The sequence below is a fragment of the Micromonospora sp. DT63 genome (assembly GCF_049841615.1).
Lineage (GTDB): Bacteria > Actinomycetota > Actinomycetes > Mycobacteriales > Micromonosporaceae > Micromonospora.
Genome location: NZ_JBNCKQ010000011.1, coordinates 37120 through 49726, shown reverse-complemented (window position 1 = coordinate 49726; position 12607 = coordinate 37120). Strand labels below are relative to the sequence as shown.

Annotated in this window: 9 protein-coding genes and 1 tRNA gene; 7 read left to right on the top strand and 3 right to left on the bottom strand. The window is 69.8% G+C overall.

Annotation, left to right across the window (positions count from 1 at the left end; all coding sequences use genetic code 11):
• Nucleotides 1-293 precede the first annotated feature (293 nt).
• Complete coding sequence (locus ACLQ27_RS29405) at nt 294-1664, bottom strand: lectin (RefSeq protein ID WP_357490791.1); 1371 nt, start codon at nt 1662-1664, stop codon at nt 294-296.
• Nucleotides 1665-2224: 560 nt separating this feature from the next.
• On the opposite strand from ACLQ27_RS29405, the gene ACLQ27_RS29400 reads away from it, so the two are divergent.
• The gene (locus ACLQ27_RS29400; RefSeq protein WP_357490789.1) at nt 2225-2587 is read left to right on the top strand and encodes an STAS domain-containing protein; all 363 of its coding nucleotides are present in this window, start codon (nt 2225-2227) and stop codon (nt 2585-2587) included.
• Here ACLQ27_RS29400 and ACLQ27_RS29395 read toward each other — a convergent pair whose 3' ends face one another.
• Nucleotides 2588-3811, bottom strand: coding sequence for a PP2C family protein-serine/threonine phosphatase (locus ACLQ27_RS29395; RefSeq protein WP_357490787.1), 1224 nt, complete (start codon nt 3809-3811; stop codon nt 2588-2590).
• 192 nt (nt 3812-4003) lie between these two features.
• On the opposite strand from ACLQ27_RS29395, the gene ACLQ27_RS29390 reads away from it, so the two are divergent.
• From ACLQ27_RS29390 to ACLQ27_RS29380, 3 genes are all read left to right on the top strand, one after another.
• A complete protein-coding gene (locus tag ACLQ27_RS29390) occupies nt 4004-4537 on the top strand; it encodes a SigE family RNA polymerase sigma factor (protein WP_234584297.1) in 534 nt (177 codons plus the stop codon).
• A complete protein-coding gene (locus tag ACLQ27_RS29385) occupies nt 4524-5759 on the top strand; it encodes a hypothetical protein (protein ID WP_425869772.1) in 1236 nt (411 codons plus the stop codon). The genes ACLQ27_RS29390 and ACLQ27_RS29385 overlap by 14 nt, the downstream gene beginning before the upstream one ends.
• 302 nt (nt 5760-6061) lie before the next feature.
• Nucleotides 6062-7432 carry a glycoside hydrolase family 6 protein gene (locus ACLQ27_RS29380; RefSeq protein ID WP_425869770.1) on the top strand — a complete coding sequence of 457 codons (1371 nt, stop codon included), beginning with the start codon at nt 6062-6064 and terminating at the stop codon, nt 7430-7432.
• A gap of 201 nt (nt 7433-7633) precedes the next feature.
• Here ACLQ27_RS29380 and ACLQ27_RS29375 read toward each other — a convergent pair whose 3' ends face one another.
• Nucleotides 7634-8854, bottom strand: coding sequence for an MFS transporter (locus ACLQ27_RS29375; protein WP_425869769.1), 1221 nt, complete (start codon nt 8852-8854; stop codon nt 7634-7636).
• A gap of 254 nt (nt 8855-9108) precedes the next feature.
• Here ACLQ27_RS29375 and ACLQ27_RS29370 point away from each other — a divergent pair, with 254 nt between their 5' ends.
• From ACLQ27_RS29370 to ACLQ27_RS29360, 3 genes are all read left to right on the top strand, one after another.
• A complete protein-coding gene (locus ACLQ27_RS29370; protein ID WP_425869767.1) occupies nt 9109-9759 on the top strand; it encodes a CGNR zinc finger domain-containing protein in 651 nt (216 codons plus the stop codon).
• A gap of 84 nt (nt 9760-9843) precedes the next feature.
• A complete protein-coding gene (locus ACLQ27_RS29365) occupies nt 9844-11259 on the top strand; it encodes an apolipoprotein N-acyltransferase (RefSeq protein ID WP_425869765.1) in 1416 nt (471 codons plus the stop codon).
• Between the two features lie 1209 nt (nt 11260-12468).
• Nucleotides 12469-12541, top strand: a tRNA-Arg gene (locus ACLQ27_RS29360).
• The last annotated feature ends 66 nt before the right edge of the window (nt 12542-12607 follow it).

Sequence of the window (12607 nt, the reverse complement as noted above, 5' to 3'; positions counted from 1 at the left end):
GGCAGGTGTCGAGCTGTCGTACCGCAGAAGGCCGTTAATCGAAGATCATTAATAACTAGACGTCATATGTTAGGCACCGCATGGATCGCCGGTCAACGGGTTCGACCAACCACAAATGCCGCGATCTTGGGCGGCGGGATCACCGGGCACCCTCGAAAGATTTGATGAATGCCGCGAGCACGCACCGGCAGGGCGGGCCGGCTCGGCTGCGGAACCGGGTGGTTCCGCAGCCGAGCCGGCCCCGTGGTGGGCTCAGCGATCCCGATCGGTGCGCCCCGAGGCGTTCGCCGGGTTCAGCTCCGACTCCATCGCTGGTTTGCCCCGCCGTTGCAGTCCCAGATCTGGATGCGCGTGCCGTTGGCCGTACCGTTGCCGACCACGTCCAGGCACCGGCCCGAACCAACTCCGGTGATCGAGCCGTCGGCGTTGAGCCGCCACCGCTGGTTCGACTGGCCGTTGCAGTCCCAGATGATCACCGAGCTGCCGTTCGCGGTGGCGGCGCCGTTGACGTCGAGACACTTGCCGCCGAAGACGCGCAGCTCCTGAGCGGCGGTCGAGGTCCAGCTCTGGTTGCTCTGGCCGTGGCAGTCCCAGATGATCGCCGCCGTGCCGTTGGCCTGCGAGGCGCCGTTGACATCCAGGCACCGCCCGGAGGCCGTGTTGCGCAGGGCCGACGTGCCGCTCGGAGGCGGGGTGGTCGGAGCGCCGGTGGGTGACACGGTCGGGGTCGGCGTCGGATCGGTGCTGCCGAACTGGGTGAAGAACCGCCACACCTCGCCCTTGGTCCAGGTCCGGGCTCCGCTGTCCCCGCCGCCGTCCACCGGGCCGGGGGTGTGCCCGCCGTCGAAGGCGGCCCACACCACGGGATAGCCGGCACGGCATCCGGAGTAGGTGGTGGTGATGTGGGTCAGGCTGCCCGCTCTCGGCTCGGGCGGACTCTGTGGGGTACAGCCGTTGTTCCGCACGAACGTGTCCCGCAGGGACCGTCCGGCCGAGATGTTGAGCACCGGGTCCCCGATGCCGTGGATTCCCATGTACGCGATCGGTTGGGTGCCGCCGCCGCACCCGCTGAGCTGCCCGCCGGAGTAGACCGCGACCGCGCGGAAGACACCCGCGCGCGAACAGGCCAGCGAATAGCTCATGCCTCCGCCGTAGCTGAAGCCGAGGGCGAAGAGCTGCGTCGTGTCGACGCAGAGGTCCGCCTCGATCAGGCTGATCATGTTGTCGACGAAGGTGACGTCCTGGCCGCCGGGGTTGGCCCAGCCGTTGCCGTTGCCCTGCGGGGCCACGAAGATGGTGCTGTTGTTCGCCTGCTGCCGCAGTCCGTAGTAGGACCAGGCCGCGCCGTCCGAGCCGCCGCCGTCGACGTCGTTGGCGGTGCCGCCGTTCCAGTGGAATCCGAAGATCAACCGGTACGGGTGGTTCCGGTCGTAGTTGTCGGGGATCCTCAGGATGAAGCTGCGGTTCTGGCCGCTGCTCTGGATGGACCGTGAACCGCTTGTCAACGTGGGCGCCTTGCCGCATCCGGCGGTCGCCGCGGCCGCTGTGACGTTCGCGGTCGACGCGTTGGCGCTCAGGCCACCGGTCATTCCCGCCACGCCCACGGTCGCGACGACGAGTGCGGCCGTCGCAAGAGAACCAAGGAGGGGTCTACGTCTTGTCATGAGGGGGCTCCCGCCATTCGGCACGAACTGATTCAGGTCAGGGGGCGCGCGACGACCACCCTCGGTCACCCCGCCGACTCCGCTCGTCGTCGAGGAACGTGGAAGACGCGATCTGCCCACGACGACGGCCGGCTCATCGCCACAGGTTTCCGCCCCTGGCCTCGCCGCCCATGCGGGACCAGGTGGTCGTCGAATCGTCGGTGGCCACGTCGTTCGCCCGAACACCACACGGCCCGCCGCCGAAGGACGCCGGAGGTGTTCGGCAGGTGGCCGAACCGATTCGACCCGACGCTAGATCGCACAGTGAAATATGTCAATGCCGTGTCCGGCGGGTTGCGATTCGGTCAGCCGGGGCGTCCGCACTGCGGTGCGGGGCCACTCGTCGGTCGGCGAGGCGCCTGGCGATGCGGCGCGGCACCGGCCCCGTTGGGTCGGGAGCGAAGACGACCACGTCGGCGAGTGCGCTGGTCAGGGGCAGTCCGCGGCCGGCGATGGCCGACGGCGGTTCGCCCCTCGGCGAATTAGGGTAAGGGTGAGGTCAACGGCGTGGGGAGGCTGTAGTGGATCTAGGGTTGTCGGTCCGGCCGGGCCGCGGCTGCACCGTTCTCGAGGTGCGCGGCGAGCTGGACATGGCGACGTCCCCACAGTTGCGCGAAGGCCTGCAACGGCTGGTTGAAGCCGGGGAGCGTCTGGTGGTGGTGGACCTGGCCGAGGTGGGGTTCATGGATTCCAGCGGGCTGGGCGCGCTGGTGGTGATGTTCAAGGCGTTGCGCGAGGCCGGGGGTCGGCTGTGCCTGGCCACTGTGCAGCCCGCCGTCCGCAGCGTCCTGTCGGTCACCTCGGTGGACCGGGTCATCGGCGTCTACGACGACGTGCCGGCGGCTGAGGCGGATCTCCGCCCCGCCGACGCGACCGGCCGCTAGTCACCCCAGAGAGCTGGCGCGTTCCTGGTCGGCGCCGGCGCTGGTCCGCCGGTCCTCGCTGTGCCCGCCGTGCCAGTCGACGACGAACAGGGTGGCGTCGTCAGCGAGGGTCGGCCCGCTGACCTCCAGCACGGCGTCGGCCAACGCCCGGACGGCCTCGCGGGGGTGCAGACCGGCGATCGACCGCAGCATGGATGGCAGATCCAGGCTGGCCGCGTTGCGCTCGCGCACCCCGTCGGTGACCACCACCAGACGGTCGCCGGGGCGCAGCGTGACCTCGCCGGCGCTGTACGTGGCCTCGGTGAACATTCCCAGCGGGAAGTTGCCCGGCAGGGACAACGCCCGGGTGTCCCCGTTGCGTACCAGCATCGGCGGGACGTGCCCGGCGTTGAGCAGCGTGCACACCCCGGTGCGCAGGTCGAGACGGCCCAGTAGCGCGGTGACGAAACTGCCGGGCACGGCTGTGTGCCCGGCCACGTCGGCGTTCGCGGCCTCGGCCTGCTCCACCAGGCTCACCCCGCGACGTCGACCGTTGCGCAGACTGCCCACCCCCAGAGTGGCCGTCAGCGCGCTGGCCACCCCGTGGCCCATCGCGTCGGTGACGCTGAAGTGCAGCACGTCGCGGGCGAGGCTGTAGTCGAAGGTGTCCCCGCCGACGCTCGCGGCGGGCTCCAGCCAACCGGACAGGGTGAACGCGCTGGCCTCACACGTGAACGAGCCGGGCAGCAGGCGGCGTTGGATCTCTCCCGACAGGGTGAACGGGGTCGTGCGTTGCCCCCACTCGAAAAGGTCGGTGTGCCGCCGGTTGGCGATCACCACGAACGCCAGCACGTGCGCCGTGCGGCCGATCTCCTCCAGCTCCCGTGAATCCGGCTCCCTCGGCAGGACCATCTCGAGCAGGCCGATCGCCTCACCACGGTCGGTCACCGGTGCCAACACCGTCCAACCATCGGGCTGCCCGAAGACCCGCACCGTCTGGCTCCGCAACGCCTGCTCCACTGGGCCGCTGTCGAACGGCAGGACCGTGGCGAACTCAGCGCCGTCCCGGCGTCCGCCACCGGCGTCGGCCCCGGCGAACGGCACATGGGCCAACCGGACCAGCGCCCGGCCGCTGAGGTCGGCGATCAGAAACGCGACGCTACGTGCTCCCAGCGCCGCACCGAGTTCCCGGGTGACCGCCTCGACCGCGTCGACAGGCGAGGCGTTCTCCGCCGCATCCAACATGTGAGCCATTATCTGGCTCCGACTGCTCTCCACCATCCGAGCCTACGAGAGGCCCGAGCTGCCGCGCACAGGCGGCGAAGGTCCGCGCTGAGCCGAGACGTCACGACCGGTGATCGCACAACTACTTCTTTCGGCGTGCAACTTCCCGGGCGACCGGCTCCGTTCTACCTCCGTCACGAGGAGGCAGTGGACTTGAGAGCCGAAGACGAGCAGGCGTTCCGCGAGTTCGTGACGTCCGAGATGGCGTCGCTGCGCAAGCTGGCGTACGTGACCTGCGGCGACTGGCACACGGCGGAGGACGCAGTGGCCAACGCGTTGGTCAAGCTCTACCCCCGCTGGCGCAAGCTGGACCGACCCGATCTCTACGTCAAGACGATGGTCTATCGGGCAGCGGTCGACGAGACCCGCCGGCCCTGGCGGCGCGAGCGGGCGGCCGGCGACGCCATGCCGGACGTCGCCCTGCGGGACCCGACCGGTGCGACCGACGAGCGGATGCGCCTGCGGGCGGCGCTCGACGCCGTACCGCCCCGACAGCGGGCCGCGGTCGTGCTCCGGCACTACCTGGGTCTGAGCCTGGAGGACACGGCCGGCGTCCTCGACTGCACGGTCGGCACCGCCAAGAGCCAGGTCTCCCGGGGCCTGGCGAAGCTGCGCGTGTCACTGGCCGCCGAACGCATCAATCTCACCGGAAAGCCGATCGAGGAGTGGACAAATGCAGTTGCATGAGTTCGTGGACGCCGTGACGGGCGAGGAGCCACCGATGGCCCGCACCGCGGACGACATCATCGCGGCAGGGCGGCGGGCCGAGCGGCGTCGCCGGGCCGGGTTCGCGTCGGCCGGCGCGGCCGGTCTCGTCGTGGTCGCGGTCGCGGGCGCGTTCGCGCTGCCCACCCTGGGCGCCGAGCGGAACACGCCGGCCCCGGTCGGCGCGGCGACGTCCAAGCTCGCCGCGGCCACGTGGTCCGACGCCGCGCCGTTCACCTTCACCTTCCAGGGGTACGACGCCGGCACCCTGCACGTGCAGGACCCGATCGTCGCGTCCACCGCCTACCAGATCGCCTCCGTCTACTCCGACGGTCACACCTCGAACGACAAGCCCCTCACGGAGGAAGAGGCCGCGGCGCTGGGCGGCGCCACCGAGCAGGACAAGAAGAAGGCCGCCGGGGGAAAGCCGAGCCTGTGGGCGTACCTGACCGTCTACCGGCCGGGCGTCTTCGACCCCGCGAAGATCAAGGACGGCACGGACGTCACAGTTGCCGGGCGCAGGGCCGTGCAGGCGCTGCTGCCGGTCGGCCTCGACCCGCGCAACGATGCCGACGCAGGCAACAAGCTGTTCGCCTGGGAGTACGCCGACAACGCCTGGGCGGCTGTCACGTCGATCTCCAGCGACGAGGCCACGCCGAGCTTCGAGAATCTGGGCGGCCTGGTCGAAGGTCTGAAGCCCAGCAAGCCGACGCCGGCTCTGGTGCCGTTCACTGTGGGCTACGTGCCGGGCGGCTACGCGCCGTTGCAGATCGGCAGCCACGCGATGCCCGGCCTCAGTGGCATCGCCGCAGCCCGTGCCGGTGACTACGGCGGCGCGACGTACACCAGGCCAGCCGCGCCCACGACGGGCCTTTCCGCGCCGTACGACACCGTCGAGGGCGCCATCAAGGACGGGTTCCACATCTTCGTCACGCCGAGCACCAGCTCGAACCAGTCGCCGGAGCCCGGCGCGACGACGTGCCACAACGTGTCCGACCAGCGCGGCCCGGACGCCGGCACCGGAGATGGCGGCTTCTGCAACGTCTGGAGCGCCGACGGGAAGGTCGTCGTCCAGGTGAGCACCAGTGGCCTCGGCAACGGCCTGCCACGGGCCGAGTTGGAGAAGATCGCCAAGGGCATCACGGTCGCCGACGTCGGGAACGAGTCGACCTGGACCTCGGCCGCGGACGCTCTGCAGCCGTAACGATCAGCCTCTGCCCGACCGCGCACCACCACGGCGGTGATCGCACAGACAGGCGCGGTCACCGCCGTCGCGCGTTCGGGGGTCGTCAGCGACAGCGGGCCGGCCAGCCGCCGACCGCGTCCCCGTGTCGCTGCGCGAGGCCGCGAAGCCCGCGCCCACCGCCGCAACGACGAGCCCGCACGTCTTGGCAGCGACGCCCGCCTCCGCTACCGTCTTGGGAACGCTCCCATGAACTTAGATACATCAATGTGATCAGGAGGAAACACGTCGTGGCTATCCTCTCCCCCCGGCGCCGTAGATCGGTGGCCCTCAGTGTGGCGGCCATCGCGGGCACCGCCGCCGCCAGCATCTGCTACGCCGTCGGCGGCGCGTCCGCCGGCACGGTGTCCGGGTCGCTCTACCGCGACCCGAGTTCGGCAGTCGTCCGCTGGGTCGCCGCCAACCCCGGCGACTCGCGTGCCGGCGTCATCCGCGACAAGATCGCGAGTCAGCCGCAGGCCCGCTGGTTCGCCAACTTCAACCCGTCAACCATCCAGTCCGAGGTCTCCGGGTTCGTCGGCGCTGCCAACGCGGCGCAGCAGATCCCGGTGCTTGCGGTGTACGAGATCACCAACCGGGACTGCGGCGGGGCCAGCGCCGGTGGCGCCCCGGACCTCAACCAGTACCAGACGTGGGTGTCGAACTTCGCCCGAGGTCTGGGTAACCAGACGGTCCTGATCATCCTGGAGACCGACTCGCTCGCCCTGCAGACATGCCTGAGCAGCAGCGAACTCAACGCCCGCAACCAGGCGATCTCGACTGCCACCCGGACCATCAAGTCGGGCAACCCCAACGCCAAGGTGTACCTCGACGCCGGCCACTCCACCTGGAACAGCGCGGGTGAGACGGCCAACCGGCTCCGGGCAGCGGGCGTGCAGTACGCCGACGGCTTCTTCAGCAACGTGTCGAACTTCAACTCGACGTCCAGCGAGGCGAACTTCGGCCGGGCGGTCATCTCCGCCCTCAACGGCATGGGCCTCTCGGGCAAGCGCCAGGTCATCGACACCAGCCGCAACGGCGGTGCCAGCGGAGACTGGTGCGGCGACGACAACACCGACCGGCGTATCGGGCAGTACCCGACGACGAACACCGGCGACAGCAACATCGACGCGTACCTCTGGGTGAAGCCGCCGGGCGAGGCCGACGGTTGCCGCTACACGGCTGGTTCGTTCCAGCCGGACCTGGCCTACAGCCTGGCCAACGGGGTGCCGAACCCGCCGACGACCGCGCCGCCGACGACGGCCCCGCCGACCACGGCTCCGCCGACCACCGCGCCGCCGACGACGGCCCCGCCGACGACCGCTCCGCCGACCACCGCGCCCCCCACCACTCCGCCGCCGACCGGTAACGGCTGCTCCGCGTCGGTGGCGGTCAACCAGTGGTCCGGCGGATTCACCGCCAGCGTGACGGTCACCGCCGGCTCCGCGGACATCAACGGCTGGACCGCGACCATCACGCTGCCCAGCGGCACCGCGATCACCGGTACCTGGAACGCCCAGGCCAGCGGCACCAGCGGAACCGTCCGGTTCACCAACGTGGGCTACAACGGACACGTCGGCGCGGGACAGTCGACCAACTTCGGCTTCCAGGGCACCGGCACCGGCCCGGCATCGGTCATCTGCGCAGCCAGCTGACCCCCCCCGAGGCGACGGCCCGGCGTGGAGGACCACCCTCCACGCCGGGCCCGACCTCGTGCTCAGTGGCGGCCACATCGACGCTGGCACACCGGCCATCGTGGCCCGGCGAGCGGCCGCACCGGTGCGACCTTCGGCGACACGTCGTGGACCGTGCCCGGCGGGGTGGTCGTGATCCAGGAGCCCCGTGGAACAAGGGGATCAAGCATGAGCTGCGCGATGTCCGACCGGTGGTAGCTGGGCATCGATCCGGGCAGCCTCATCGCCGCGCCTTCTCCTGCGGGACATCTCGTGGCAGGCGAGCAGGGCGAACGCCGCGGCCGTCAGCAGGCCACCGAACAGCGGGATGACTCGTATCCCGGCCGTCGCCAGCAGGCCCGCGCCGATGAGCGAGCCGGCCGCGAGGCCGACGTTGAACGCGACGCTGAGACCGGCCGACGCCATGTCGGTGGTCGACGGGGCCACCTGCATGATGCGGTGTTGGATTCCCGCGATCAGCGAACTGAACGACATGCCCGCCACGGCGAGCAACGGGATCGTCAAGGCCTTGCTCGTGCCGAGCCCGTAGAGGCCGAGCATCGCTGCGGTGATCAGCCCGAGCAGACCCAGCACGACACCGAGCGGGAACCGGTCCAGCACCCGGCCGACCGCCCAGGTGCCGACGACGCCGAACGAGCCCTGCACGAAGAGCAGTACGCCGAGAGACGCCGCGGCGAACCCGCTGACGTCGAGGAGGAAGACGGTCATGTAGGTGAACGCCCCCATGGCGCCGGTGACCGCGAGAATGGTGGCGACGAGGAGCACCACGAAGCGGTGCCGGTCCGGCATCGGCCCGACGTCGCCCGCACTCTCTTGCGGTGTGACTCTCGGCAGGAGCAGCGCGACCGCGATGCACGTGACGAAGCCGAGGACGGCCATGGCGACGAAGGCGGCCCGCCACCCGGCCTGCCCGCCCAACCAGGTGCCCACCGGCACGCCGAGCACCGGCCCCAAGGCGCTGCCGATCGACAGCCGCGCCACGATGCGGCCTCGGATGTTCGCGGGGAACATCGAGATCGCCACCGGAAACACCACCGCCCAGAAGACACCGTTGGTGGTCGCGGCCAGCAACCGCGCGGCGAGCAACACCTCGTAGGAGGTGGCGAAGGCCGACACCGCCGTCGCCGCCGCGAACACGCCGAGGGCGCCGGCGAGCAGTGGGCGTCGGGGCACTCGCCGGGTGACCCGGGTCAGCGGGAGCGCCACGATCATGACCACCACGGCGTACCCGGTCACCAGCAGGCCGGCCTCCGACCTGGACCGGCCCAGGTCTGGCGCGATCAGCGTGAGCAGCCCGATCGGAAGCACCTCGGTGGTGACGTAGCAGAACGTGGCGGCGGACAACGCGGCGAGGGCATAGACCGCGCGTCGGTGGTGCGCCATTGGCTACCTCCAAACCTCGAAGCCGCTACGCGGGCGCTGTGCAGTGAACGCCCGACCACGCTGCCGAGCAGTGATTGCAGGCCCGTCCGCGTGATGCCGGCTAACTGAGCTTTGACGGTAGCATGTGATCATCGAAACATCTCAGCGTTTCCTGTGTGGAAACTGTCCTGCGCTCATGCCGTGGCGGCCTCGGTGCGCGCACCGGCCACGATAGAGCAACCGCCTTCGGCGGGTTGGATGGTAGCCTTGCTCGCATGCCACCCGATGTGTGCCAGTTGCCGTTGGTCGGCGGGCACCCTGCACTCGATCTGGCCAACACCCTCGAACGAGGGGGCTCGTCGCCGCACGACTTCCTGTCCGACAGCTCCGCCCTGCTGCGCTGGTCGGTTCTGGCGGGCGTGATCAGCGACGCGGAGGCGGACCAGGTCGGCCGGGCGTGGGGCGACGAGCCCGCGGCGGCACAAGCGGGCCTGGTCGCCGTGCGGGACATCCGTGAAGGGCTGTACCTCGTGATGCTTGCGGTGATCACCGACGCGGACGGTGGTACGGCGGGCGATCCTGTCGCCGCCCGCGCCGCGCTGGTCGCCCTGCACCAGCGCTGGTCCAGCGCCGCCGCCCGCGCAAGATTCGTGCTCGACCCGTCGCGGGTACGGCTGGCGTACGGCACGGTGCCGGCCATGCTGGTGCCCGACCGGATCGCCGAGGCCGCCCGCGACGTCATGCTGAACGCCGACCTGACCCGGGTGCGCCGCTGCCCGGTGCGTGAAGGTGGCTGTGGCTGGCTGTTCCTCGATCAGAGTCGCAACGGCTCCCGTCGCTGGTGCCGCATGGCCGACTGCGGTAACGCGGTGAAGGCGCGACGGCTCACGGAGCGCCGTCGCGCCGCCCGACCCCCGCTCGGTTGACGCGGACCGGCATCGATACGCGCCGGTACCATTCGGGAACTACCCCTATCGAACGGGATTGCCGATGTCCTGTCGGGACGCGTCGTGAGCGGTGCGGTGGTCGGGCAGGTCGCCGTGTGTGTGGCAGTTGCGGTGTTTTCCGGCGGGATGTATCGGCTGGGTTCTGGGCTTCGGCCGATTGCAGTTGCCGTGTGGGTGGCGCCGGTGCCGCTGCTCGTGCTCGCGCCGAGGGTCCCGTGGATCGCGGCGGTCACCGTGGCGGCTGCTGCCTGGCTCATCGGTCAGCTCGGGCTGTGGTCGTACTACACGCGCGATGTGAAAATGCCCAGCCCGCTTGTCGCGGTGCAGTTCGTCGGCGGCGCCGCAGGGGTCGCGTCCATCGTGGGGCTCGCGCGGGCGCACCTCGTCGGCGGTCACGTCGCGATGGCCGCGCTGGCCCTGCCCGTGGCGTGGGTGGCAATGGAGTTTCTCGTGGCGCGCGGATCGCCGCATGGTGCGTGGTGGAGCCTGGCCTATTCGCAGGCGGACGTTCCGACCATCACCCAGGTGGCCTCGCTGACCGGGGTCTGGGGCATCACCGCGTTGCTCGTGCTGCCGGCCAGCATCGCCGCTGCGGTGACCGCGCCGGTGGGCACGGACGGCGAACGGGTGGTGGTGCTCCTCGTCGCCGCGACACTGGTCGCCGCGCTCATCGGGTACGCCGCCCGGCGCGGCAGACGTGCCGTGGTCGGAGAGCCCACGCACGTCGGACTGGCCGCGGTTGAACAGCCCGATGGTCCGGTGCCGATCGACTCGCCGGACGGCACGGTACTGCTGTCACGGTATATCGAGCGGGTGCGGCTGCTCGCGGGTCGGGGGGCCGGTGTCATCGTCCTGCCCGAGCTGACGTTCAGCGTCGACGAAGCCCGGATGGTTGAACAGATGCGGCCCCTCGCGCGGGCGGCGGTCGACCTGAGCGTGGACGTCGTGGTCGGCGTGGCACGCCTAGCTGAGACCGGGGCGGCCAACGTCGCGGCGGTGTTCGGCGCCGGCGGCGACCCACCGAGCATGTACGAGAAGCATCACCTCGTGCCGGGGTTGGAGGCCGCCTACCGACCAGGTCGCGACCTGCTCCACCTGCCCAGTGACCGGCGCATCGGTGTGCTCATCTGTAAGGATCTTGATTTCCCCGGACTGGTTCGCGCCTACCGGCGAGGTGGCGCGCAGATGCTCCTCGCGCCGGCGTGGGACTTCGCCCGTGATGGTTGGTTGCACAGCCGGATGGCGGTGGTGCGAGGTGTGGAGTCGGGTGTCGCAGTGGCACGCGTTGCCCGCACTGGCCGAGCCACGATAAGCGACGCGTTCGGCAGGGTCCTCGTCGATGTCGACACCTCCGAGGACGAGACCGTTGACGCCACATTCGCGCTGGCCGCGACCCCGACCGTCTACAGCCGAGTCGGAGACTGGTTCGGGTGGTGCTGCGTTACAGCTGCGGTCCTGACCACGGTGACGCTGATCTGACGCAGGCGGCCACCGACCTCACCCGTTTTGATCGATCTCTACTTGCGGCCTGTTACCACCGCCGCCGTACCCGCCGACGGTCGGCTCTTGATGTATCGCGCGACACCGCGCACCGGCTTGGCGTTCATGCTGCTGCTGGATCGGCACCGCAGCCCGGACTTCACCGGCGCCGCCGGTCTCGGGAGGCGACGCTGCGTTAACAGGCGGCCGTCCGACGAAACGACGTCGGCTTCCGGATCTGCCGGGAAGCGGATGTTGGGCAAGTGGGCGCTTGGTGCAGACCGCTACGCTGCGCACCTGAGTTGTGAACTCGACTCTCGACCTCCCAGGCTTTGGGGGTGGTGGTGCCGGTCGTACTTGGGCCATACCCGCTGTGTTTGCTGTGCCAAAAGACCAACGGCGGTCTGATCGCCGTCAGACACCGCCAGATTCACCTTCGAGCTCACGGCAAGGAGGCGTGTGTAGATGGTGGCCTTGCCGGACTCTTGGCCAGCCTGTGGGCGGTCTGCGACACGCGGAGCTGTTGCGAGAACGACGGCGGGCGCGCGTACGTCGTGCCGACCGCGGATACCTGTGACGCAGCAGTACGTCTGCTAACCAAGCTTGGACTGCACCCGACGGTCCTCGACGGGACCATCTATTTCCAGACGCCCAGCTCATTGCGGTTGGACGACGTTGACCAGGTACGACGAGTGCTCGAACAACCAGGCGGTGCACGCTCACGCTGGCGGGTGAACGAGAACGGGGTGTTCGAACCCGTCGGACCTGTCGACGGGTCTGCCGTCCCTGACGCCTGAACATGAGGAGCGTCTGCCGCGTCCCGTGCGCGGATGTGTCTGCGATGGGGTAACCGGGCGTAGTCGGACAGAGTGCTCCGCCTGAGTGGCGAGGGGGCACTCGGGTCGGCCGTCCTGGGCTCCGTCGTCATGTGGATCTTTGTACGTAAGTGCGTACCTACCTATGCGCTCCGACAGCGGTCAGCCGCACACGATCTTCGACGATGCGCGGGTGTGTGCTCTCCAGCGGATACCAACCCGGGTCCCCGGTGCCAACGCGGGCCACCGCGGCCGACCGCCGGTCGCAAACCGGGGTCCGTGTGCTCGGCGCGTGGTCCTGGGCTGGGCGAACGGCGGTCCGGGAAACGTGGGTGAACGTGGGCCACTCCCTGCCATCCCAGGCGAACCTCAGGTCGTTAGACTGGGCCCTCGCGCCCTCGTAGCTCAGGGGATAGAGCATCGGTTTCCTAAACCGTGTGTCGCAGGTTCGAATCCTGCCGGGGGCACCTCGAAGATCAGCCAAAGCGCCATCTGACCTGCGGATACGCTCGCACGTCGATCGGTTTGGCACG